Here is a 24,611-nt window from a genome sequence, read left to right as displayed (position 1 = left end):
ACCAATTTCGATTGGCAGCGCTGCCAAAATATCTTGATTAGTGCTGGAAAGACGGGAGAATGCACCAGTGCGGCGCGCGGCAATGGAACAAGGAAGCATGGAATTCAAGCAGCAGGAAGGTGTAACCCTGGCCGAAGTCGCCAAGGCGGCCGGCGTCGGCGAGAGCACAGTGTCACGTGTCCTGCGTAATCACGGCTCCTTTACCACCAAGACCAGGGACCGTGTCCTGGCGGCGGTCCAGCACCTCGGTTATGTGCCAAACAGGATCGCCGGCACGCTGGCATCGGCAGGCTCGCGGCTCGTGGCGTTCGTTATCCCATCGCTTTCGAACATCGTCTTCACGGATGTGCTGCGCGGCGCGAGTGCTACGCTCGAAGACCATGGCTATCAGGCAGTTTTCGCGGTGACGGACTATGATCCTGAGAAGGAGGAAGCATTGGTCGCCTCAATGCTTGCCTGGCGGCCGACAGCGGTGATGCTGGCGGGCTACGAGCATGCGGACGGCACTGTCAAGATGCTGCGCGCCGCAAAATGCCGCGTCGTCGAGGTGCTGGATATAGACGGTGTCGCGCTTGATCTCGCCGTGGGTTTCTCCAATCACGCGGCCGGGCGGGAAAGCGCCAATTTCATGCTGCAGCGTGGCTATCGGCGTATCGGTTACGTCGGGCATGACCTTAACCGCGACACAAGGGCTAGCAAGCGCTTTGCGAGCTTTTGTGAGACGCTGGGCGCAGGTGGTGCTCCACTCGCCGACCGGCAGATTCATCCCGGGCCATCGTCCGTGGAAAACGGAAGAATAGGGCTGGAACAACTGCTTGCACGAACCCCCGACGTCGATGCCGTTTACTTTTCCAACGATGACATGGCGCTCGGTGGCTACTTCCATTGTCTTTCGCACGGGATAATGGTGCCGGACGACCTTGCGATCCTCGGCTATAATGGGCTCGATATTGGCCGTGCCACCCCGCAGCGGCTTTCGACCCTGCTCACCCCGCGCGTTACAATTGGCCAGGTGGCGGCGCAGTTGGTGGTTGACGACGCGCCGTCGCAGGTCATCGACCTCGGCTTTGAATTGATTGAAGGGGAAACAGCCTGATGTCCAATGCGCGTTTGCGGGAAGATATATGCCGATATGGCAGGTCGCTCTTCGAGCGAGGATTAACTCCGGGTTCCTCGGGGAACATTTCGGTTCGGCTTGATGATGGCGGCTGGCTGGTCACGCCGACCAATGCCTCGCTCGGGTTTCTTGATCCCGCCAGGCTCGCGCACCTCGACGCTGGCGGTCGACACGTTTCGGGCGACAAACCAACCAAGGAGATCCCGCTCCACAGTGCGCTCTACGAAACGCGTGGATCGGCGCGTTCTATCGTCCACCTTCATTCAACGAACGCTGTTGCACTGTCGATGCTTCCCGAGATCGACCCGCGCGCAGCATTGCCGCCGATGACGCCCTATTGTCTCATGCGCGCCGGTCAGATCGCGCTGCTACCCTATTATCGGCCGGGCGATCCGGCCGTTGCCGATGCAATTCGTGGTCTTGCCGGCAAATATGCGTCGGTGCTTCTGTCTAATCATGGCCCCGTCGTCGCCAGCGACACTCTCGAGGCCGCGGTTTTCGCTACCGAGGAACTTGAGGAGGGTGCCAAGCTTTACCTCATGCTGAGGAACCTAAATCCGCGCTACCTGACCCCGGCTCAAGTTAAAGACCTCGTGCGGGAGTTCAATCTGGATTTGCCGATTGTCGACGACCACGGGCACCCGCACGATCCTGACGATTGATTTCCAGGCACGCCGCCTGGCGGTGCGGTCTGCCGCCGCGCCCCTAGGGATTCTCGCCCGGCAGCAAGAAGCGCCCACGCACGGACTTTCCTTCAACACTCACGGTAGCGGTTTCTCCGGGCGCGGTGCCCGCGCTCCTGGCAGCCGTACATACCTCTACGGTGATACGATGAAAGCCGTCCCGGCCTGAAGAGATTTTGGGAAGCAGGCCACCGAGCGTGGATGACTCCGCCGCCCAACCGCACTCGTCGAATATGGAGTTGCGCAGCGAGGTGCTGGCGAGATTGGTATCCATGCCGGGTGTTGTGCACGAAGATGCGAAGACAAGCGCGGCGGTCATCACAACGTAGCAGGCAAATCTCATTTCGGCACTCCCGGAATCGAGTTGATGTTTTGCTAACTATCATCTTTATCCGGGAGTTGCGACCTCTGGTGGCAGCCTTGAGTGGCCAATCCCCAGCGGAAAAATCTGGTTGTTACTCTTTCGCAACTCCGGTTGAACGAATGGTTGGATAAGAGGGCGGAAAGATCGCCTCGACCGGCGGATGTCTCCAGGTCCGTTCCGGATAGCGCGCAACCAGACGTTCAAACTGGCGTTGGGCTCGTCCATGCGACGCTTCGAAGTCGAAGCCCGGTATGATGCCATTTTGCATGACCGTCCGCCCATCGATGACGACGGTGTCGACATCGCGGCCGCTTGCCGAAGTCATGAGTCCGGCGATCGGATCCGTTATTTGACCGAGATGATCCGCCCCAAGGTTGAAGACGACAATGTCGGCCTTAGCCCCCTTGCACAAACGTCCGAGGTCGCTTCGGCCGAGCGCATCGGCGCCTCCGGTTGTCGCCGCATCGTAAAGATCGGTGGATGCGGGGCGCGCCGTATCGCCGGACATCACGCGTCCGAGCATGAGCCCGACCTGCATGTTGAGTACCATGTCGGGCGGCCAGGTATCTGTGCCCATGCCGATACGCATTCCGGCGCGGCGCAGGTCGGCAAAATTGTCGAGCGCCACCCCATGACGAGCCATCACGATCGGACAATGAACCAGGGTCGCGCCGGACGCTGCGATGATGTCAAGGTCCGCGCGCTCGGCGTTCGTACCATGTGGCAAGAGTACCTTCTCACCAAGGAATCCGATGCTTTGCAGCCAACGCGCCGAGGTTGTGCCGAAGCGCTCGCGCATGGTGTTGACCTCGAATTCCGACTGGCAGCAATGCAGGCGCAGGGGCACGTCGAGGTCGCGAGCGGCGGCCGCCGTCTCCCGCAAAAGGCCTTCGGTCCAGAACTCGATCCGGTCCGGCGCCAGCATCGTGCGCACGAGGCCGCCATGTAGCCCCTCGTGTTCCTGGCAGAATGCAATAGCCTGCTGAAGCCCCTCGGCCCCCCGCGCTTCATCGATCTCGACGACGATACTACCGTCCTCCTCGACAACCGAATGACCGGCCCGGAAAGCAGGCCCGAGATAGACGCGCAAGCCCAATTCGCCGGCGCTGTTGGCCGCAGATGCAAATTCGTCGGTCGTCTCGTTCCAGGCGCGATAGAACAGCGAAGCGATCGGCAATGCCGTGGTGATGCCGTTGCGGATGAGTTGCGCAAAGGCATAGCGTTTCTGGAATGCCAGTTCGTCCGGATCGAGCATCTCCACCGGCCCGGCGTTAACGTAGTCGCGCGGCCAAACCCGGCCCTTCTTCCAGCCCGGCTGGTGATCGAGGCCGAGGACGCCGGTGTCGAGGTCGGAAAGCGCATCGAGGTCGATGAAGCCAGGTCCGATGAGCGCCATGCCATAATCGATGCGCCGGCCTACCGGCCCGGTATAGTGCTGGCCCACGAAGGTGATCTCGTTCCCGTCATAGACGACCTCACCGTTTTCATAGAGGACGTGCCGCCCGTCGGCGTGACCGACGATCCAGCGCGCCGTCAAGAGCACCGGACCTTCTGAGCCCTGGTTCTTTTCCGGTTCAATCGACATGCGGCAGGTCCTCGCTCAATTGACCGTTGCGCACGAGGATACGACCACCGCGAATGACAGTGCGCTCATGTGGGGTGAGGGCAACAGCCTCAGCCAGCGTTTGCGCTGCAACGAGAACGAGATCGCCGTGACAACCGGGTGCGAGGCCGTAGTCATGCAGTTCGATGCCGCTCGCGCCGCCAAACGTACAGACCTCCACGGCCGCCTCGAGATCGGCGTCTGCGGTCATGCCGTTGCGCTGGGCAAGGAACTTGGCCCGTTCCAGCATGTCGCCGCTGCCCCAGGGTTCCCACGTCCCCTGAATGCCGTCAGATCCCGAGGCGACAATCACGCCCGATTGGCGCAGCAGCTTCAGTGGCAGTGCAGGCGCAGAGGGGCTGCCGACGGTCATGACGGCAATATTTTCGGTAGCGAGCGCATCGATCAGCGTTCCCTGCCGCTTCGCATCGAGCGTGCCGAGACAGTAGGCGTGACTGGCCATCACCCGGCCTTGCAGGCCAAGCGCGCGCGTCCGCTCAATGATGAGTTCGAGGCAGAATGCGCCAAGCTCACCCGGCTCATGCAAGTGGATGTCGATCGGTTTGCTGTGACGATCGGCAAGCGCAAAAATTGCATCGAGATGGCGCACCGGATCGCGGTCGATCGATGCCGGATCGATGCCTCCGACGATATCGGCACCGGCCTTGAGCGCCTCTTCCATCAGCGCCAATGTGCCGGGGCGCACCAGCATGCCGCTTTGCGGAAACGCCACGATCTGCACATCGACAAGACCTGCAAAGGCCGCGCGGGTTGCTACGAGGCCCTGGACGTTGGCGATGCCGATCTCGGTGTCGACATCGACGTGGGTGCGAATATGGGTCACGCCGAAGGGCAATGTCTGCATGATCTGGCGTGCGGATTGCCGTCGGGCATCGATGCCCAGCTCACGCTTGGCCCTGCGGTCGGCAAGGATACGGTCGTTGCGTGTGGGGCCTACCTCGTTACGATACCAGTCCGTGCCGATCAGCGTCTTGTCGAGATGCGTGTGGGCTTCAACCAGTCCTGGGAGGGCGATTTGTCCGCCGGCGTCGATTGCATCCGTGCCTTTGGGTGCGGCAGCCTCGACAAAGCGACCGTCGCGGATGAAAAGGTCGGTTGGCGCACCGCCGAGCGGGCGCACGTTGCGAATGATAAGGTCAGTGGTCATCAGTAACTCCAGCTAAATCGAAGGCGGTCACGGTCAGAGCGCAGGCAAGCGCGCGATCATCCGATGAAACGCGGTTTCGGCTCGCTCCAGAATGGCATTCTCATCTTGATCGACCAGTTTGCGTCCACGCATAAGGACGCGTCCACCGACAATCGTCGTATCGACGTCAGCGCCATTGGCGAAGCGGGCAAGCCGCTGCACCGGGTTGACCGGCGGCCACAAATGCGGCTGGCGCATATTCACGAGAATGATATCCGCGCGCTTTCCCACTTCTATCGAACCAATTTCGTTTTCCATCGAAAGTGCGCGCGCGCCTTCAATCGTTGCCATCGCAAGAAGTTGCATGGGCGGCAGCACCGTATCGTCACGCAAGTGACGTGCATGGTAACGATGCGCCTGAAACATGTTGCGGAACATATCGAATGGACGGTCGGGCGCGGCGGCATCGGTGCCTAGCGAAACGGTGACGCCCTGTTCCATCAATTCCGGTGCGGGACAGCGTCCCGATACCGACATGAGCGCGCTTGGATTGTGTGCGACTTTCGCCCCGGTTTGCTTCAGGACCGCGATGTCCGCCTCGGTCAGCTCGATGCAGTGCGCGAGCAGTGAATGTCCGTCGAAGAGATCGAGGCGCGTGGCGTTGGCTGCGATTGAGCCCTCGCGGTGCCCGTCCTGAACCAGCAAAACGCCTTTTTCACGCGCCATGTCGCGCGCATCCGCCGAAATCTTGTATACGGATTCGTCTTCAAGTTCGCTGGCAGTGAACACCGGCAGGGAAATCGCCAGGCGAAGCAAATCGCTGCGTCCGGCCCATGCGTCGATGAGGCGGCCGCAGACTGCCAATTGCTCTGACGGCGATACCGCAATTTCCCGGCCAGTGCCAGCCGCGTAGTCGGTATACACGTGTCGGGACGTTGGCCGGTTCGGGCCAACAGCCAAGATCTCGCGCACGCCCATGTCGGCGACCGCCGCCAGATGGGCCTCCGCAGCCTCAGGGCCTTCCGTGCGCATGATATCTGGACCACCGCCAAAGAGCAGCGCTGCGGTCGTCGTGCCGCATTTTATGCGCTCCAGCGCGGAAAGGCATGCTTCTGCGGTCCAGAATTCCGTATCCACAGCACTCGCATAGATACGGCCCGTGACGTTCATCCACTGTTCCGAATCGTCGCCAAGGCCCTTGGTCAAGGTGTGTCCGGCATGCGCGTGCGTGTCGATCAGGCCGGGCATCACGACCATTCCGCGCGCGTCGATGCGTTCGGCGTCGACATCTACAACCTGTCCATTGCAAACTGATGTAATAATACCGTTCTCGATCAGAACGCTGCCGCCTTCGATGATGCGGCCATCGCCATCCATGGTGACGATGACGCCGTTCTCGATGAGCAATGCATTGGCCATTCTATTTGGCTCCCCAATGTTGAAGTGCATGTCGGTGACATCAAATCAGCGAAAAGTGAAATTGTCACCTTGAAATTGTGTACAATCTGTGTACCATAATAGCGGGAACATGTGTATACAAAATGGGAGATACCCCGTGAAGAAATATCTCAAGACATTATTGGCCGGTCTCGCGCTTGTCGTGCCGATGACCATGCCTTCCGTGGCTCAGACACTGCGGTGGTCGTCCGCCGGCGATGTCATTTCCTACGATCCGAACGCTCAGGTCGACAGCTTTACCCAAAGCGTCCACCACATGGTTTTCGATCCGTTGGTGCGCCGTAACAAGGAGCTGCAACTGGAGCCTGCCCTGGCGACATCCTGGGAAGTCGTTGCTCCTGATCGCTGGCGCTTCAAGTTGCGGCAGGGTGTGAAATTCCACGAAGGCCAGCCCTTCAACGCGGACGACGTCGTCGCGACGATCCAGCGCCAGATCGATCCAGGTGCGCGCAACCGCGAGAATCTCTCGGCCGTCATCGGTGTCGAGAAGGTCGATGACTATACGGTCGATCTTATCCTGAGCGGCCCCTATCCGCTGCTCCTCAACGATTTGGCCGCGATCTACATGATGAGCAAGCCATGGATGGAAGAGCATAACGCGCTGAAGCCCGGCAACACATCCACCGGCGCCACGACATATGCAAACAACCATGCCAATGGCACCGGTCCCTTCAAGCTCGTCACCTACGAGCCGGATTCGAAGTCCGTGTTTGCAGTCAATGAAGAGTGGTGGGACAAGCCGCAACACAATCTGAAGAGCGTCGAATTCCGCCCCATCGCGTCCGACGCGACCCGCGTTGCCGCGCTGCTTTCCGGCGAACTCGACATGATCGCCCCGGTCCCGCTGCAGGACATCGACCGCGTCGCCAACACGCAGGGCTTCAAGGTGGTGGAGAATCCGTCCCTCCGCGTCATTTTCCTCGGCTTCAACTGGAAGAAGGAATTGCACGCCGAACCCGGCAAGCCCAATCCGCTCCTCGACGTCAAGGTTCGCCAGGCGCTGTGGCACGCAGTCGATCTGGCAACGATCCAGAAGCGGCTCATGCGCGGCAAGTCACGCACGACCGGCATGATGGTGGCGCCGCCCGTCACCGGGTATGACGAAGGCATCGATGCCCCGCTTGCCTACGATATCGACAAGGCCAAGTCGCTTCTTGCCGAAGCCGGATATCCCGATGGCTTCAAGGTTGGCCTGAACTGCTCCAACGACCGTTATATCGCCGACGAGCAGATCTGCCTTGCGATCGCGTCGATGTGGGCGAAGATCGGCGTTCAGGCCGATGTGGGTGTCGAGAGCAAGACCACCTATTTCCCGCGCATGGATAAGGGCGAATTCGACATGTACATGCTCGGCTGGGCGTCGCTTCCGCCGATGGATGGTTACAGTGTCCTGCAGGCCCTGCTTGCCACCACCGACGGCAAGTTCGGTGGCAGCAATTCCAACGGCCTGTCGAATCCGAAAATCGATGAACTGGCTCGCAAGGCATCGACCGAACTCGACCAGGACAAGCGCGTCGCGATGTTGAAGGAAGCCTTCACCATCACCCACGACGAGGTGCTCTATCTGCCGCTGCATCAGCAGCCGGTCGCCTGGGCGATGAGCGACAAGGTCGACATGCCGCAATTCCCGGACGAATATGTTCGCCCGTGGTTCGCACACATGAACTAAACTGGTGGCACGTGCCGCACATGCGGCACGTGCCTCGCCAATTGGAACCGCTGCGCTGGTCCCTTTAGGGCTTAGAGGCGCATCCGCGAAGGGCCGGTGAAGCTGCTTCGCGCTCCATGGAAGGCATGGTCCGATGATCAAAATTGTTTCGATGCGGCTCTTTCAGGCGATCCTCGTTATGGTCGCCGTCACAGCCGTCGCCTTCATCATGTTCCGCTTCGTCGGCGATCCTGTCGCGATGATGGTGCGGGAAGGGGCAAGCCAGGCCGAAAAGGATGCGCTGCGCGCTGCGCTCGGCCTCGACAACCCGATGCTCATTCAGTTCGTCGAGTTTTTCGGCCGTGTCCTGCACGGCGATCTCGGCACCAGCTTCCGCTACCAGCAGCCCGTCGCCGAATTGTTGATGAACAGGCTGCCGGCGACGCTGGAACTCGTGCTGGTCGCGACGGTGATGTCGCTGGCGCTCGGCATTCCGCTTGGCGTCGTCTGCGCATTGAAGCCCACGGGATTTCTGTCGCGCATCATCCAGTCGGCAACGCTCGTCGGCATTTCGATGCCGACTTTCGTGACGGGCCTGCTTCTCATATTGATCTTCGCCGTCAACCTGCGCTGGCTGCCTTCGTCGGGACGCGGCGAACTGGTCAATCTCGGTGGCTGGCAGACTGGCTTCCTCACCGTTTCGGGACTGAAATCGCTGATCCTGCCCTCCATCACGCTCGCGCTGTTCCAGCTGACGCTGATTATGCGCCTCGTCCGCTCGGAAATGATCGACGTCCTTTCGTCCGACTATATCCGCTTCGCCTTTGCCCGCGGCTTGCCGCGCTCGCATATTTACGGGCGGCTCGCTCTGCGCAACGCATTGATGCCCGTCGTGACCGTTACAGGTCTCCAGATCGGGCAATTGATCGCCTTCGCCATCGTCACCGAGACAGTGTTCCAGTGGCCGGGCATGGGCCTACTCTTCACCAATGCGGTCGGCTATCCGGACGTGCCGGTTCTCGCCGCCTACCTCCTCTTCGTCGGCTTCCTGTTCGTCATGATCAACATGGTCGTCGACATTCTCTACACATTCATCGATCCGCGATTGAGGACGAAGTGATGACAACGCGCGCTTTTCTCCAGCACCGACTGCCGCCGATCTCGGTCATCATTGCCGGCCTTGTGCTCGCCACGATGATTGTACTCGTGATTTTCGCTGCGCTGATCGCGCCGATGGATCCGCGCGACGTCTCATCCTATTCGCTCATCGATATGGAAATTCCGCCCTCCTTCATGGACGGCGGCGATCCGCGCTTTCTGCTCGGCACGGACAATCAGGGCCGCGATCTTGTATCGGTTATCCTGTTCGGCCTGCGTATTTCCATCATCATCGGCATCGGGGCGGTGCTGCTCGCCGCGATTATCGGGGTCGCCCTTGGATTGATCGCGGGCTATTTCGGCGGGATCATCGATACGATCCTGATGCGTGTCGGCGACGTACTCGTCAGTTTTCCGACGATCCTCGTCGCTCTGCTGATCAGCGGTGTCGCCCGCGCGCAGTTGAGTGGCGCGACGGTGTCCGAGTGGGCCCCGGTCATCCTTATCTGCGCCATCGCCCTCAATGAGTGGGTCCAGTATGCCCGTACGGTACGTGCCTCGACCATGGTGGAGAACGCGCGCGATTATGTGCGTGCCGCCAAGGTGATCGGACTTCCGTCGCGCCGCATCATGCTGCGTCACATCCTCCCGAATGTGATGAGTTCGGTGATGGTGATTGCGACGATCAACCTTGCTGGCGCCATCCTCACCGAGGCGACGCTGTCGTTCCTCGGCGCCGGCATGCCCGCCACCTATCCCTCGCTCGGCACGCTGATCCGCATCGGCAACCAGTTCCTGTTCTCGGGCCTCTGGTGGATTGCGGTCATGCCCGCTGCCGTCCTCGTTGTGCTTGTACTCGCGGTCAATGTGATCGGCGATTACCTGCGCGACCGCTTCAACCCCAAACTGATGGCGCACTGATGAACACGCAAACGCCACCTGTACTCGACATCAAGAACCTCAGGGTCGAGTATCCGCTCACCAATGGCGGCACACTCGTCGCCGTCAACGATATCGATCTGACTATCCGCCCCGGCGAAATCCATGCGCTGGTCGGCGAGTCCGGCGCCGGAAAGACGACCGTCGGCAATGCGCTGATGGGTCTTCTGCAGGCGCCAGGCCGCATCGCGGGCGGGTCGATTTCCATCGCCGGCAAGCAGATCAACACGCGCACCGGTCGCACCGAAGGCATCGTTCCCGGCCGGGACGTGGGCGCGATCTTCCAGGATCCCATGACCAGCCTCAACCCGCTGTTCACGGTGGAAAGCCAGCTCTGCGAGGGGATGCTTGCCCATTTGAAGATCAGCCGCAAGGAAGCCCGCGCGCGGGCGCTCGATCTTCTCAAGGCAGTCGGCATTCCCGAACCGGAACGCCGCCTTGGAAGCTACCCGCATCAGCTCTCCGGCGGCCAGCGGCAGCGCGTCGTCATCGCCACGGCGCTCGCCTGCGATCCGCGATTGATCGTCGCCGACGAGCCGACGACGGCGCTCGACGTTTCGGTGCAAGCGCAAATTCTCAAGCTTATCCGTGATCTTGCCGACGAGCGGCGCGTCGGCGTGCTCCTCGTCACACACAATATGGGCGTCGTCGCGGAAATTGCCGACCGGGTGACGATCATGCAGAACGGCAGCGTTGTCGAAAGCGGTTCGGCGCGCGGCGTTCTGACCTCGCCCAAGGCACCCTATGCACGCACGCTGATCGCTGCGGTGCCGCCAATCGAACACCGGCTGGAGCGACTGCCGGTCCCGAGCGAAGAGACGCCCGCAACACTCAAGGCGCGCGAGGCGGTGCGCGGCAAGACAAGGTCGGCCGCGGAGAGCAAGGAGGATGAGCCGATGCTGGCGGTGCGCGAACTTTGCGTCGAATATGGCCAGCGTTCGTTTCTGCCAAGCCGCAGGACAGCGTTCAAGGCCGTAAAGAGCGTGTCGTTCGACGTCAAGCGCGGCGAGATTTTCGGCCTCGTCGGCGAATCCGGCTGCGGCAAGACGACGGTTGCGAATACCATCGCCGGGCTCGTTGCCCCGACTTCAGGTTCCGTGCATTTCCAGGGAGTTGCCCTGGAGGCCGGCAGGACAAAATCCGTCCGCCAGTCAATGCAGATGGTGTTCCAGGACCCTTATTCAGCCCTCAACCCGCGCATGCGCATCAATGCCGCAATCGCTGAGCCCATTCTGTTCTACGAACTTGCTTCCAACGCTGCCGAGGCGCGTGAAGACGCAGCCATCCTGCTTGAGGCTGTCGGGCTGAACGGCCAGTCGGGCGAGCGGTTCGCGCATGCATTCTCCGGCGGGCAACGCCAACGCATCGCGATCGCCCGGGCCCTCGGGCCGCAGCCTTCAATGCTGATCTGCGACGAGCCGACCTCGGCACTCGATGTCTCGGTACAGGCGCAGCTTCTTAACCTGTTGAAGGATCTGCGCGATCTTGCCGGTCTTTCCATGCTGTTCATCAGCCATGACCTCGCTGTGATCCGGCAGATGTGCGACCGCGTCGCCGTCATGAAGGGCGGAGAAATCGTCGAACTCGCGGAAACCGAGACGCTGTTCTCATCCCCGCAGCACGAATATACGCGTGAGCTTTTGCGCCTCGCGCCCTCGCTCGACCGTATTCTCAAAGCCGAAAATACCGCCGCATAAGGACCAGGCAATGGCAGATATTCTCATAAAAAACGGAACCGTCATCGCCATCGATCCGGATCGGCGCATCATTGCTGACGGCGCGGTGGCGATCGAGGGCGATCGTATCGTCGCCGTCGGTCCGACCGATATTGTAGCGCGCAATCATCCTGCCCGTGAAGTCATCGACGCGCGCGGCATGGCCATCATGCCAGGACTCGTCGACAGCCATGCCCATGCCGGCCACGGCCTTATCAAGACCCTCGGCGGCGGGCGCAGCGACCTTTGGTACCGCGCCTGTCAGGGCGCCTATACGGTCGGCTCGACCCCGGAATTCTGGCATGCCGAGGCCCAGCTTGCCGCGCTGGAGCGTCTGCGCTTCGGGGTGACGACCGGCGTTTCACTGCTCGGCGGCGGTGATTCCGTCATGCGGACGGACGAAGCAGTCTATGGCGACGCACATATGGAAGGCGTCCTTGGCATCGGTACACGCTCTGTCGTCGCTGTTGGCACGACCCGACCACCTCATCCCCTGACCTATGCGCGCTGGAAGGGTTCTGAACGGACCGATTACCCCGTCTCGTTCGAGCAGCAGTTTGCTACCTGCGAGGAGTTGACCGGGCGCTGGCACGATAGCCATGAAGGACGTCTTCACGTTGCCATGCTCACGCCGACCCTGCATCAGGAAAATCTGGACGCGCCGGGCGCCGATGATGCTGTTTCCCAATCGCGCGCCGTAAAGACTTTCGCCGAGGAACGCGGACTGGTCTTCATGCAGGACGGCCATACCAAGGGGAGCGTGCGGATTGCCGACGAAATCGGGATTCTTGGGCCGCGGACGCTGCTTTCGCACGCAACCGGACTTGACGACGACGAGATCGCGATCTGCGCGCGCACCGATACGCGCATCGTTCACAATCCGAGTGCGATTGCCTCGATCCTCGCCCGCTGCCCGGTGCCCGAGCTCCTGCAGGCTGGTGTGCTCGTTGCAATGGGATCCGACGCAACGGCGCCGGACCGCTCGGCGGATATGTTTCGTCACATGCAGCAATGCATGCATTACCACCGGACGCATTTCCACGACCCGAGCTGGATGCCGCCGGGCAAGGTCCTCGAAATGTGCACGATAGACGGCGCGCGGGCACTTGGTCTCGACCACGAAATCGGTTCGCTCGAGCCCGGCAAGAAAGCCGATATCATCCTCGTAGACCTGCGACGCCCGCATCTTTATCCGGCAAACATGCCAGAGTTCCGCGTCACCTATTTCGCCAATGGCAATGACGTTCACACGGTCCTTGTCGGCGGCCGCGTGTTGTTGCGGGATCGCAATCCCGTCCATGTCGATCAGGATGCCGTTCTCGATGCGGCGCAGCGCGAAACCGAGCGCATGATCGAGCGCCTCGATCTGCACGATCTCGTTCGCACGCCACCAATGTTCTGGGGCCACGCCCGCGACACCGATCTCATCGAATGAGCGGCGTGTCGTCTAACCTAATCAACCATTTGAAAGACTTCCGATGAACAGTGTTTCCTTTGATTTCAATACCCTTACGCCGCGTGAACGGTACAAGATCCTGATCGGCACAGTTGTTCCCCGCCCGATCGCACTGGTATCCACTGTCGACCGCGAGGGACGCGCCAACGCAGCGCCATTCAGCTTCTTCAATTGCCTTTCGTCGGACCCCGCCATTGTCGCGCTGGGAGTTGAGTATTCTCCGAGCGGTCACTCCAAGGACACGGTACGCAACATAAGGGACACCGGCTGCTTCACGGTCAATGTCGTTTCGGGGTCGATCATGGACGAGATGAACATCTGCGCCGTGCCCTTTGACGCGAGCGTCGACGAGATCGCCGAGGCAGGCCTGACGATAGCGCCAGGTAAAGCTATCGCGGCTGGCCGTATCGCCGAAGCGCCCGCAGCATTGGAATGCCGACTGCATTCATTCCTCAATATCGGTGAAAGCCGTGAAATCGTGCTTGGGGAGGTCGTCTACGCGCATTTCCACGAGAATGCCATCGACGCCGATAAGCTCTACGTAGATGCCACGGTGCTCGATGCGGTCGGCCGCATGGGCGGTCATGGCTATGCGACGACGCGCGATTATTTCGAGCTGAAGACCATGTCGGTGGCCGATTACAAGGCAAAGATCGAGACGACAATCGAGGCGAAGGCCTCCTGATAGAACCGTGCCATTCCCTTTGCCGGGAATGGCATCATTTCACATAGTCGTCCAATATCGACCGGATATCGCGCTGGTGATTGCTTGACGTCAGCAAAGCGCGTTCGGTGACCGCCTCAAGGTGATGATCCATGACGGCAAAAGCCCTCTCGCTATCGCCCTTCTGTAAAGCGGCAACGATTTCAAGATGCTCGTTGACCGCGCAGTCCGAAGAGTGCGGCCGGCCATAGAGGGCGAGAATAAGCGAACAGCGCGACACGAGTTCGTTTACGTAGCGTGCCGTTACGGCATTGCCCGCCATCTCGGCGAGAAGAATGTGGAACTCGCCGGCGAGCCGGATCGAGTCGGGTGAATCCTGGGTGCGGGCGGTTTCCTCGCGCGCGACATGGTCCTTGAGGCGCTTGATCTCTGCCGGTGTGATGCGCTCGACGAGGCGGCGCACCACATCGCGTTCGAGGCTCCGCCGCGTTTCAAAGATATCGTAGGCTTCTTCGAGCGTCGGCTGAGCCACGGTCGCGCCGCGATTTGGCTTCAGGTCGATCAAACCCTCGCCGTGCAGACGCCCAAGCACGCTCCGCACGATGGTGCGACTGACACCGAAGCGATCGCCTATGACGTCCTCCGGCAATTTGTCGCCGGGGCGCAGGGCGCGCTCGATGATCGCCCGCCGCAAGGCTTCATACATTGTATTGCTGCTTGGGAGACGCTGGCGCTTTTTACCGGTGGTCAAGGTCTGTTCGTTCATGTGCAACCCATCTGTTGATCACCAACTTATATCGTATCAGACGGAATCCGTGAATTGGCAATAGTGTATGCTATTTAGATTTATTTTTGTATACTATTTTTAGCGAGCGGTATATAGTCTTCGTAAAGAGGCCCGCTGCATTCGACCACAAGCAGCGGGAATAGGGGGAGCACACGGTCATGTTCACGGCATTGCCAGGGACAAGCGCAATCTTCATTCGGCGGGCGACGAGCGCAGCTTCCGGCAGGGCTGGTCATGCTTGAGAGTCAGAGTTCGAAACTCCTGATTGTCAATGGTAATACCAATCTGGCCCTGACCGAACGGTTGCGTGATCAGGCGCGCGCCATGCTGCCATCCGAACGCAATGTCACTGCGCTGACCGCACGGTTTGGCGCCGAATATATCAGCGATCGCGAAAGTGCGGCGGTCGCGGCTCATGCCATCATCGATACGGTCAAGGAACATTTGGCCGAGGCCAGCGACAATAAATATGATGCCTGTCTGTTGGCCTGTTTTGGTGAACCCGGCATCGGAGCCGCCAAGGAAGTCTTTGATTTCCCTGTCGTCGGCATGGCGGAAGCCTCCATTGTATCTGCCTTGCAGCTCGGTGAACGCTTTGCGATCGTAACCATCGGCGAGCGCTGGCCGGGAATGTTGCGCGAACTGATGCGCCAGCAGCGGCTGGAAGATCGCTGCTGCGGCATGTACGCCATTCCGGGAAGGGCGCTCGATCTGGCCGCGCGGCCCGCGGAGGCGCGCAGTGCGGTGCGAGTGCTCGTTGACAAGGCAATCCGGGAGCAGGGCGCTGATGTCGTCATCATCGGCGGGGCTGCGCTCGCCGGCATTGCTCAAGATCTGCAGCCGGAATGGGACATCCCGCTCGTCTGTTCATTCCATGCGGGGCTCGTCCAGGCCGAAGCCATGGCCGGCCTGCGGCGACCCGCGCAATCGAGAACTCGGAGAATCTGAACACTGCTGATTTTGGCAACCGGGAAGACCATTCTCCCCGGCAAAATCAGTGCGTGACAGGATGCAATAAGTGTGATTATCGTATACAAAAATACAAACACGAGGGAACAAAATGAAATCAAAATGGTTTAGGAGTTTTGTATTCGCGTCGCTGGCGGCTCTTGCTGCGATGGGCTCCACGTCGGCCTCAGCACAACAGACACTCGACACGGTGAAGAAGCGCGGCAAGCTCATTTGCGGTGTTTCGATGAATGTCGCCGGATTTGCCTACGCCGACAGCAAGGGCGTCATGCAGGGCTTCGATGCGGATGTGTGCCGCGCTGTTGCTGCCGCAGTCTTCGGGTCGCCTGACAAGGTCGATTTCGTTCTCACCAACATCAATACGCGCTTTCAGGCGCTTCAGTCGGGCGAGATCGACATCCTCTCGCGCCAGACGACGATGACCTTCTCGCGCGAAGCGTCGCTCGGCCTCGATTTCGGACCGACCGTCTTCTATGACGGACAGGGAATCATGGTTCCGGCCAAGCTTGGCGTGAAGAGCGCCAAGGAATTGAACGATGCAGCGATCTGTATTCTTCCGGGCACGACGACCCTACAGAACCTTGCCGATTTCTTCCGCACCAACAACGGCAAGTTTGAATCCGTCGTCTTCGAAAATCCCGATGAACTGCGCAACACATTCTTCTCCGGGCGTTGTGATGCGCTAAGCAGTGATCGCTCCGATCTCGCATCCATTCGCGCTGTCGCCCAGAACCCGGCCGACTACATCATCCTCCCGGATACGATCTCGAAGGAACCGCTTGCTCCGGCCGTACGGCAGGGCGACGACAATTGGCGCGATATCGTTTCCTTCACCACCTATGGCATCATTGCCGCGGAAGAGAAGGGGATTACCCAAGCCAATATCGACGACAGGACAAAGAGCGAAGACCCTGAGATCCAGCGCATGCTTGGCGTGACCGGGGATCTCGGACCCATGCTCGGCCTCGACAACAAGTGGCTCTACAATGCCATCAAGGGCGTAGGCAATTACGGCGAAATGTTCGAGCGCAATCTTGGCGAAAAAACCGCCCTCGGCCTGACCCGCGGTCCCAATAATCAATGGACCAATGGCGGCCTGCTTTACGCGGCGCCGTTCCGCTGAGCTAACGCGAGCCGGTGCGGGATAAATCTCCGCATCGGCTCATCCATTTCAATCGGATCTTGCATGCTGGGGGCTTCGATGCGTGTCGCGCAGGCACCGTTCCGCTTGAATTTCCGCGATAAGCGGACGCGGGGCATTCTTTATCAATGCTTGTGCGTCGCCAGCGTCGTTGCCGCGGGCCTCTATCTCTTCAATAACGTTTCGGAAAACCTTGCACGGCAAAGCATCGCCACGGGCTTTTCCTATCTCTGGCGTGAGGCTGGATTCGTCATCAGTCAATCACCGATCGACTATCAGCCATCCGACAGCTATGCGAAGGCGCTGCTTGTCGGCATCCTCAACACGATACGCGTCTCTATCCTCGCATCGGTTGCCGCCACGATCATAGGCACTCTGGTGGGGATTGGCCGGCTCTCGTCCAACCCTTTATTCGCCCGTCTGATGCTCCTCTATGTCGAGGCTCTGCGCAACGTCCCGCTGCTATTGTTGCTGTTTCTCTGCTATGCGGTCATCGTCACGATCCTTCCGCCGGTCCGCGAGGCCTTGCAGCTTCTGCCGTTCGTCTTTCTCAGCAATAGCGGCCTCGCAGTTCCATCCATCGCCTGGAGCAACGATCACACGATGATCGCAGCGGCATTCCTGTTTGGTTGCGGATTGGCCTACCTCTATGCGCGCCACCTTCGGCTGCGGCGTATTGAAAGTGGGACCGACCAGTCCAACTGGCCGCTCATCAGCGCAATCATTGCCATTCCACCGCTTGTCGCCTGGCTTATCCTGCGTCCCGAGCTCGATCTCAGCCTGCCGGAACTCGGCCGCTTTCGCCTAGCTGGTGGTGCGCAGCTAACGCCCGAGTTTGTCGCTCTCTTCGTCGGGCTCGCCCTCAGCGCATCGGCCAACGTTGCCGAGATCGTCCGCAGCGGCATCCTTTCGATCCGCAAGGGCCAGCGTGAAGCCGCGGCCGCGCTCGGGCTCAGATCCTCGCGTATCATGCGGCTGGTCATATTGCCCCAGGCCCTGCGGGTCATCATTCCACCAATGACGAGCGCCTATCTCAACGTCTTCAAGAACTCGTCGCTGGCGATAGCCATCGGCTATCCCGACGTGGTAATGGTTTCCAACACCACAATGAACCAGACCGGGCAGGCAATAGAGCCGATCGCCCTGTTCATGCTGGTCTATCTCAGCCTCTCGATCACCATCTCGCTGTTCATGAACTGGTACAATGCGCGCGTCGCATTGCGGGAGAGGTGACATGACCGCAGAAGACGTCTCCATCTCCGTTCAGCGCTATCGGCCCTCGCTCTCCCTGAAGAGCAGGCTCAAGCCCTATTTCGGCACGCCGGTCAATGGCGCTATTACCGTCGGCTGCATCCTCATCATCGCCTGGGCACTGAAGCATGTCATCGCCTGGCTGTTGGTAGATGCTGTCTTTACGGGAGCGCCTGCTGTTTGCCAGCAGCAGGGCGGGGCATGCTGGCCCTTCCTCGTTGCCAAGATGCGCTTCATGTTGTTCGGCTTCTACCCCTTCGAAGAACAGTGGCGGCCGCTTCTTGCCCTGCTGATGTTCTTCGGCACATGCGGCATCGCCATGATCCCGATGTTCTGGGGGCGCCGGCTCCTCGTCCTCGGTGCCGCGGCGTGCATCGTCATTTTCTGGCTTATGCTCGGTGGATTTGGCGGCCTTGTCTATGTGCCCACGTCCAAATGGGGCGGCCTTCCGCTTTCGTTCATGTTGTCCGCCGTCGGTCTCGTCTGCGCCTTCCCGCTCGGCGTGCTGCTGGCGCTTGCGCGCGCGTCAAACCTGCCGGCCATCCGTGTCCTTGCCGTTGTCTTCATTGAGCTCGTCCGCGGCGTCCCGTTGATCAGCATTCTGTTCATGGCTTCGGTCATGCTGCCGCTCTTCCTGCCGACTGGCGTCAACATCGACAATCTGTTGCGGGCGCAGGTCGCAATCATTCTCTTTGCCGCCGCCTATATCGCTGAAGTCGTTCGCGGCGGATTGCAGGCACTGCCCAAGGGGCAGGTCGAGGCTGCCTCGGCAATGGGCCTGCATTACTGGCAGACGATGCGCCTTATCGTTCTCCCGCAAGCCCTGAAGATCGTCATTCCGCCGCTTGTCTCGCTGTTCATCGGCTTTTTCCAGGATACGACGCTCGTGACGATCGTCGGGCTTCTCGATTTCCTCGACACGGTACGCGCAGCGATGCGCGATCCTCAGTGGCAGGGTATTGCCGTGCTCGAAGGTTATGTGTTTGCGGCTTTTGTCTACCTCGTTTTCAGCGCCATCATGGGCGCCTACAGCCGCTTTCTTGAACGGAGATTTAGAGTTGGTCATGACTGAGAAAGTTACTGTCATCCGGGACGCTGCCTGGATTGTCGCCTGGGACGCGGAAACCGATGCTCACATCTACATGAATGACGGTGACGTAGCTTTCTCTAGCGCGGGGGTTATGCAAGTCGGCGGCCATTACGTCGGTGCGATAAACGAGGAGATTTCTGGGACGAACCTCATGGTTATGCCCGGCCTCGTCAATATTCATTGCCATTCAGGCGACGAGCCGCTCGCCAAGGGACTGTTCGAGGATGCCGGCACGCCCGCACTCTGGGGCAATGCGCTTTACGAATTTTCGGCCTTGCTCGATGCGGATGAGGACGCACAAGTCGCGGCGCAGACTGTCATGCTTGGCGATCTGATGCGCAGCGGTGTGACGACGATGCTCGACATTGCCGGCGATCATCCGCGCTGGATTTCGACCATGGCGGAAAGCGGCTTGCGCGGTTATCTGGCTCCGGGATTTCGCCAGGCGCAGTGGCGCGTCGTCGAAAGCCACCGCCTGGATTTCGACTGGGACGATGCAGCGGGGAACGATCGGTTCCGGCAGGCCTTGACGCTCGTCGACGAAATCAGTGCCCACGAGAGCGGCCGGCTTCAGGGCGTGGTCGCGCCTTCGCAGATCGAGACCTGCCGGCCGGAGCTTATGGCCGAAGCCGCCGACGAGGCGCGCCGGCGAGGCGCGCCGATTACCATCCATGCGGCGCAAACCATGACCGAGCATGAGGAACTCTTGCGGCGCCACGGTCGTACCGCAATCCAGCATCTCGACGCAATCGGCATACTCGGTCCCGATCTCATCCTCGGCCATTGCATTTTTGCCGATCACCATTCCTGGACGCGCCAGCGCACCCGCAACGACATTGTCCGCCTGTCCGAGACCGGGACAGCGGTTGCCCACTGCCCGGTAACTTTTGCGCGCAGCGGCATGACGCTTGAAACGATCGGCGCCTATCAACGCGCGGGGGTGACCATCGGGATCGGCACTGACAGCTATCCATTCAATATGCTCGAAGAGATGCGCCAGGCGCTGATCTGCGCGCGCATCGCCGGGCGCAACTTCGCGGAAATCGATACGCAAGGCGTATTCAATGCGGCAACGATCGGCGGCGCCAAGGCGCTTGGACGGGACGATATTGGCAGGCTTGAAGTCGGAGCCAAGGCTGATCTGGTCCTGATCGACATCGCGACGCCCGGCATGCAGCCTGTGCATGATCCCCTGCGCAACCTTCTGCATTGCGCAGCCGAGCGTGCGGTCCGGGATGTCTTTGTCGACGGATCTGCCGTCGTTCGCAATCACGCCGTGGCCAATCTCGACTATGAGGGGGCCGTCCGCGAATTGCAGGACGCGCAAAAGCGGATGATCGCGCGAAGCAGTGCAGGCGGGCCGGCGTTTGGCAAAGGCGCAAGGCTCTCGCTCGCCGTCAAATAGCTACTATGTCGACCCGGCATCGTGCGCACAAGCAGCCATGATTCCGCGGTAATGCTTATCGTTTGAGAGGTTGGCGCCACAAACGCCAGCCGCCTGCATCTTTTCGCGATCCGGCGCGTTTGTCTGCCATGGTATCAAGCGCGGTCGAGGTTATCATGGCAAACGGCAAGCTCTCCCGTTACACGTCCAAACGCGACTTCAAGCTCACACAGGAGCCAAGCGGAGGCGGCGAAGTCAATGCGTCGAACAGGCTTCGCTTCATCGTCCAAAAGCACGATGCTTCAAGGCTGCACTACGATCTCCGGCTGGAACTCGACGGCGTTTTCAAATCCTGGGCGGTGACGCGGGGGCCCTCGCTTGACCCAAAGGACAAGCGGCTCGCCGTCGAGGTCGAAGATCATCCGCTCGAATATGGCGACTTCGAAGGCACGATCCCGAAGGGCCAGTATGGCGGTGGAACCGTAATGCTGTGGGATCGGGGTTATTGGGAACCGGAGGGTACCAAATCCCCTCAGGAGGCGCTCGAGGACGGCGATCTCAAATTCGCGTTGGATGGCAAGAAATTGCACGGCAGCTTCGTGCTCGTGCGCATGAAGAATGACCGGGACGGCGGCAAGCGCAACAACTGGTTGCTGATCAAGCATCGCGACGACCACTCGGTAGATGGAAACGGTGACGCGATCCTCAAGGAAGCAGCCTCGGTGGCGTCGGGCCGTACCATGGAGGCAATAGCCTCGGGAAAAGGGCGCAAGCCCAAGCCGTTCATGACGGAGGGTTCTGACGCGGCAGCGGACGCAACTTGGGAGAGCAATCGCAACGGCTCTGCAGCGCCGACTACGCGCAAGCGAGGAACGCCTGCCGCCTCAAGTGAAGCGACGATGCCGGACTTCATCCCTCCACAGCTTTGCGAAAGCGTTGCGCGTCCTCCTTCTGACGCTGGATGGGTGCATGAGATCAAGTTCGATGGCTATCGCATTCAAGCCCGGGTCAAGGACGGAGATGCGACGCTGAGGACCCGCAAGGGTCTTGACTGGACGAAGAAGTACACGGCAATCGCCAAGGCATTCTCGGCATTGCCGGATGTGATTATCGATGGGGAGATATGCGCTCTCGATGATCATGGCGCACCCGACTTTGCCGCGCTGCAGGCGGCACAGGCCGATGGCAAGACCGGCGACCTTGTCTACTTCGCCTTTGATCTGTTGTTCGAAGCCGGTCAGGATTGGCGCGACCGCCCCTTGACCGAACGAAAGGCACGGCTGCAGTCGATCCTCGACGACGCGGGCGGTGATCCGAGGCTCAGATATGTCGACCACTTCGAGACGGGTGGTGACGCGGTCCTGAAATCCGCCTGCAAGCTTTCGCTAGAGGGAATTGTGTCGAAGCAGTCCAACGCTACCTACCGTTCGGGGCGAACCGATATGTGGGTTAAAGCGAAGTGCCGCGCCGGCCACGAAGTCGTCATCGGCGGTTGGTCGAAGACCAACGGAAAATTCCGCTCGCTGCTCGTAGGTGTGTTCCGGGAGGACCATTTCATTTATGTCGGCCGCGTCGGCACAGGGTATGGAGCGGCAAAAGTGAAGTCGCTGTTGCCCCGACTCGAGGCACTTCGCGTCGAAAAGTCGCCCTTCACCGGGGGGAACATGGCCAAGAAGGTCGATCCCGATATCGAATGGGTGAAACCCGAACTCGTGGCGGAGATCGAATTCGAAGGCTGGACTGCCGACGGTCTCGTGCGGCAGGCTTCGTTCAAAGGTATTCGTGAAGACAAACCTGCCCTGGAAGTCGAGGCGGAGGAGCCGGCCAAACCTGAAACCACGGACGTTCCCGATCCCGGGAAACAGGCGCGGAGCATCGGCAAGCGACGTGGAGCGAAGGCCGAAATCATGGGTGTTGTTTTGTCCAATCCGGACAAACCTCTGTGGCCGGACGCCGGCGACAAGAGGCCTGTCACCAAGCTTGATCTTGCCGAGTATTACCAGGCGGTCGGCCCATGGCTGCTTGATCATATCAAGGGGAGGCCATGTTCGATCATCCGCGCCCCGGACGGCATGGGCGGAGAACAGTTCTTCCAGCGCCACGCCATGCAGGGCGCGTCGAACCTGATCGAATTGGTAACGGTTTCCGGCGATCGAAAGCCCTATCTGCAAATCGACCGGGTGGAGGGATTGATTGCAGTCGCCCAGATCGCTGCCCTCGAGCTGCATCCATGGAATTGCGCACCTGGAAATCCAGACGTTCCAGGACGGCTGGTATTCGATCTGGATCCCGGCCCCGATGTGCCGTTCTCGGTGGTGGTCGCGGCTGCGAAGGAAATGCGGGAACGTCTCGAAGCGCTGGACCTCGTCTGCTTCTGCAAGACCACGGGCGGCAAGGGCCTGCACGTCGTCACGCCACTTGCGACCAGCAAGAAGAGCAAGCTCACCTGGAGCGAGGCAAAGGCATTCGCCCACGATGTCTGCCAGATAATGGCCAATGATCACCCGGACCGCTATCTCGTCAAGATGGCTAAGAAACTGCGCAACGGGCGGATCTTTCTCGATTATTTGCGCAACGATCGCATGGCGACCGCGGTGGCGCCGCTCTCGTCTCGGGCTCGTCCTGGCGCAACTGTATCCATGCCCTTGGCGTGGGGGGACGTAAGGGCCGATCTCGACCCCAAGCGTTTTACCGTGCGAACGGTCCCCGCACTTCTCGAAAAAACCGACGCTTGGGCGGATTATCTCGATGGAGAACGTTCATTGGAAAAGGCCATCAAGCTTCTGGGAAAGTCCGTGAAAGCAGCAGCATGATCGAAGTGGGGAAACGGAAGATTTCACGCTCTGCGTGGGCCCTGCCTCTCGATACGCAGCCGATGGAGGCCCGATCGGCCGAGACCCTGCCTGCCGACGGCGGCTGGCAATATGAACCGAAATGGGATGGATTTCGCTGCCTGGCATTCAAGGACGGAACCGAGGTTGATTTGCGCGCCAAATCCGGGAAGCCGCTGGGGCGCTTCTTTCCGGAGATGGTCGAGTTGCTGGCGGCGCTGCCGGTTCAACGTTTTGTAATCGACGGCGAACTCGTCATCGAGAGCGGCGGCGCGCTCTCCTTTGAAGCCCTGCAAATGCGACTTCATCCTGCGGAAAGCCGTGTCAGAAAGCTCGCGGCTGAAACGCCGTCGAGGCTCGTCGTCTTCGACATGCTGATGAATCCCGACGGCAAGTTAATCATGGATAGTCCGCTTACCGTTCGTAATGCGCAATTGTCCGCCTTTCTGGCGCTCGCGCGCGAAGCCGCACTGACGCAATCGCCGCATACGAGCGATATCGACGAAGCACGTATCTGGCTCGAAAATGGTTATGCGGGAACCGATGGCGTCGTGTGCAAGCGCGTGGATGGCCCATATCTTCCGGGCGAGCGCGCCATGATCAAGGTGAAGCGTCTTAAGTCAGCGGATTGCGTGGTTGGCGGGTTCCGTTACGAACATGACAGCAAGCAAGTCGGGTCTCTTCTTCTTGGCCTCTATAACAGTGACGGCCAGCTCGATCACGTTGGCTATACGTCAACGATTACGGATAAAGAGCGCGGTGAACTGACAGAGAAGCTGGAGGCATTGGTCGGGCCTCCCGGCTTTACCGGCAAGGCTCCAGGTGGGCCGAGCCGCTGGAGCACAGAGCGGAGCGGCGAATGGCAACCGTTGAAGCCGCAACTCGTCGTCGAGGTAAGATTTGATCATGTCAGCGGTGATCGGTTTCGCCACGGGACCAAATTGTTGCGGTGGCGTCCCGACAAGAGCCCTCGCCAATGCACGTACGAGCAGCTCAGGTCAGGCGTGCATTAGGCCGGAACCTTTTTGTGGCGAAGGGAAAGCGTATCGGCAATGAAACGCTCCTGGCTCGCCGCAGTGGCGGCGATCAGGTTTTCGTCACGCAAGCCCCCATCGAAAAGGGTCATCACCCGTTTGGCAACCCTGTGGATTTCGTCCAGGCTTGTACTCGGTACATGGAGATCGCGGCACGCGATGCGGTGTGCGTGTTCCATGAGGTTCCAGTCTTCGCGGGAATATATTGCTTTCCTTGCACGTCGCATGAATG

The 24,611-nt window shown here is 60.1% G+C and carries 21 protein-coding genes; 15 read left to right on the top strand and 6 right to left on the bottom strand.

Annotated features, from left to right (window positions below):
• Positions 1 to 97: 97 nt before the first annotated feature.
• The gene (locus HQ945_RS18405; RefSeq protein WP_113281410.1) at positions 98 to 1,096 is read left to right on the top strand and encodes a LacI family DNA-binding transcriptional regulator; all 999 of its coding nucleotides are present in this window, start codon (positions 98 to 100) and stop codon (positions 1,094 to 1,096) included.
• A complete protein-coding gene (gene otnC, locus HQ945_RS18400) occupies positions 1,096 to 1,779 on the top strand; it encodes a 3-oxo-tetronate 4-phosphate decarboxylase (RefSeq protein ID WP_113281241.1) in 684 nt (227 codons plus the stop codon). The genes HQ945_RS18405 and otnC overlap by 1 nt, the downstream gene beginning before the upstream one ends.
• 43 nt (positions 1,780 to 1,822) lie before the next feature.
• Here the strand turns inward: otnC and HQ945_RS18395 are convergent, their stop codons facing one another.
• From HQ945_RS18395 to HQ945_RS18380, 4 genes are all read right to left on the bottom strand, one after another.
• On the bottom strand, positions 1,823 to 2,143 hold the full coding sequence (locus HQ945_RS18395; RefSeq protein WP_027232044.1) for a hypothetical protein: 321 nt from the start codon (positions 2,141 to 2,143) through the stop codon (positions 1,823 to 1,825).
• A gap of 112 nt (positions 2,144 to 2,255) precedes the next feature.
• The gene (locus HQ945_RS18390) at positions 2,256 to 3,749 is read right to left on the bottom strand and encodes an amidohydrolase family protein (RefSeq protein ID WP_113281240.1); all 1,494 of its coding nucleotides are present in this window, start codon (positions 3,747 to 3,749) and stop codon (positions 2,256 to 2,258) included.
• Positions 3,739 to 4,935, bottom strand: a complete 1,197-nt coding sequence (locus tag HQ945_RS18385; protein ID WP_113281239.1) for an amidohydrolase family protein — start codon at positions 4,933 to 4,935, stop codon at positions 3,739 to 3,741. Before HQ945_RS18385 ends, HQ945_RS18390 begins: the two co-directional genes overlap by 11 nt.
• Before the next feature lie 33 nt (positions 4,936 to 4,968).
• Entirely contained in the window at positions 4,969 to 6,333 is a 1,365-nt protein-coding gene (locus HQ945_RS18380) for an amidohydrolase family protein (protein WP_113281238.1), read from the bottom strand.
• 136 nt (positions 6,334 to 6,469) lie between these two features.
• On the opposite strand from HQ945_RS18380, the gene HQ945_RS18375 reads away from it, so the two are divergent.
• The 6 genes from HQ945_RS18375 (at position 6,470) to HQ945_RS18350 (ending at position 13,913) form a co-directional block, all read left to right on the top strand.
• Positions 6,470 to 8,041, top strand: coding sequence for an ABC transporter substrate-binding protein (locus HQ945_RS18375; RefSeq protein ID WP_113281237.1), 1,572 nt, complete (start codon positions 6,470 to 6,472; stop codon positions 8,039 to 8,041).
• 133 nt (positions 8,042 to 8,174) lie between these two features.
• Positions 8,175 to 9,140: an ABC transporter permease gene (locus tag HQ945_RS18370; protein ID WP_174208370.1), complete on the top strand. Its 966-nt coding sequence runs from the start codon at positions 8,175 to 8,177 to the stop codon at positions 9,138 to 9,140.
• On the top strand, positions 9,140 to 10,039 hold the full coding sequence (locus tag HQ945_RS18365) for an ABC transporter permease (protein ID WP_113281236.1): 900 nt from the start codon (positions 9,140 to 9,142) through the stop codon (positions 10,037 to 10,039). Before HQ945_RS18370 ends, HQ945_RS18365 begins: the two co-directional genes overlap by 1 nt.
• Entirely contained in the window at positions 10,039 to 11,754 is a 1,716-nt protein-coding gene (locus HQ945_RS18360) for a dipeptide ABC transporter ATP-binding protein (RefSeq protein ID WP_113281235.1), read from the top strand. Before HQ945_RS18365 ends, HQ945_RS18360 begins: the two co-directional genes overlap by 1 nt.
• A gap of 10 nt (positions 11,755 to 11,764) precedes the next feature.
• Entirely contained in the window at positions 11,765 to 13,207 is a 1,443-nt protein-coding gene (locus HQ945_RS18355) for an amidohydrolase family protein (protein ID WP_174208369.1), read from the top strand.
• Positions 13,208 to 13,250: 43 nt separating this feature from the next.
• Positions 13,251 to 13,913 (top strand): flavin reductase family protein, encoded by a 663-nt coding sequence (locus HQ945_RS18350; protein WP_091951237.1) that lies wholly within the window; start codon positions 13,251 to 13,253, stop codon positions 13,911 to 13,913.
• 34 nt (positions 13,914 to 13,947) lie between these two features.
• On the opposite strand, the gene HQ945_RS18345 is transcribed toward HQ945_RS18350, so the two are convergent.
• A complete protein-coding gene (locus HQ945_RS18345; RefSeq protein ID WP_081815898.1) occupies positions 13,948 to 14,658 on the bottom strand; it encodes a GntR family transcriptional regulator in 711 nt (236 codons plus the stop codon).
• A 255-nt stretch (positions 14,659 to 14,913) separates the two neighbouring features.
• Here HQ945_RS18345 and HQ945_RS18340 point away from each other — a divergent pair, with 255 nt between their 5' ends.
• The 7 genes from HQ945_RS18340 (at position 14,914) to HQ945_RS18310 (ending at position 24,358) form a co-directional block, all read left to right on the top strand.
• The gene (locus tag HQ945_RS18340) at positions 14,914 to 15,627 is read left to right on the top strand and encodes an aspartate/glutamate racemase family protein (protein WP_113281233.1); all 714 of its coding nucleotides are present in this window, start codon (positions 14,914 to 14,916) and stop codon (positions 15,625 to 15,627) included.
• Positions 15,628 to 15,739: 112 nt separating this feature from the next.
• The gene (locus HQ945_RS18335) at positions 15,740 to 16,771 is read left to right on the top strand and encodes an amino acid ABC transporter substrate-binding protein (protein WP_113281232.1); all 1,032 of its coding nucleotides are present in this window, start codon (positions 15,740 to 15,742) and stop codon (positions 16,769 to 16,771) included.
• A 78-nt stretch (positions 16,772 to 16,849) separates the two neighbouring features.
• Positions 16,850 to 18,022, top strand: a complete 1,173-nt coding sequence (locus HQ945_RS18330) for an amino acid ABC transporter permease (RefSeq protein WP_113281409.1) — start codon at positions 16,850 to 16,852, stop codon at positions 18,020 to 18,022.
• A gap of 1 nt (position 18,023) precedes the next feature.
• Positions 18,024 to 19,112, top strand: coding sequence for an amino acid ABC transporter permease (locus HQ945_RS18325; protein ID WP_207719718.1), 1,089 nt, complete (start codon positions 18,024 to 18,026; stop codon positions 19,110 to 19,112).
• The gene (locus HQ945_RS18320) at positions 19,105 to 20,535 is read left to right on the top strand and encodes an amidohydrolase family protein (RefSeq protein WP_113281231.1); all 1,431 of its coding nucleotides are present in this window, start codon (positions 19,105 to 19,107) and stop codon (positions 20,533 to 20,535) included. Before HQ945_RS18325 ends, HQ945_RS18320 begins: the two co-directional genes overlap by 8 nt.
• Positions 20,536 to 20,690: 155 nt before the next feature.
• A complete protein-coding gene (gene ligD / locus HQ945_RS18315) occupies positions 20,691 to 23,327 on the top strand; it encodes a DNA ligase D (protein ID WP_174208368.1) in 2,637 nt (878 codons plus the stop codon).
• Positions 23,324 to 24,358 carry an ATP-dependent DNA ligase gene (locus tag HQ945_RS18310; RefSeq protein WP_113281230.1) on the top strand — a complete coding sequence of 345 codons (1,035 nt, stop codon included), beginning with the start codon at positions 23,324 to 23,326 and terminating at the stop codon, positions 24,356 to 24,358. Before ligD ends, HQ945_RS18310 begins: the two co-directional genes overlap by 4 nt.
• On the opposite strand, the gene HQ945_RS18305 is transcribed toward HQ945_RS18310, so the two are convergent.
• Positions 24,355 to 24,606: a hypothetical protein gene (locus tag HQ945_RS18305; protein ID WP_139217681.1), complete on the bottom strand. Its 252-nt coding sequence runs from the start codon at positions 24,604 to 24,606 to the stop codon at positions 24,355 to 24,357. The genes HQ945_RS18310 and HQ945_RS18305 overlap by 4 nt on opposite strands.
• Between the last annotated feature and the right edge of the window lie 5 nt (positions 24,607 to 24,611).

Origin of the sequence: Phyllobacterium pellucidum (assembly GCF_013327855.1) — a bacterium.
GTDB lineage: Bacteria > Pseudomonadota > Alphaproteobacteria > Rhizobiales > Rhizobiaceae > Phyllobacterium > Phyllobacterium pellucidum.
The sequence above is the reverse complement of the archived record's forward strand: the minus strand, read 5'-3'. Positions and strand labels throughout refer to the sequence as shown.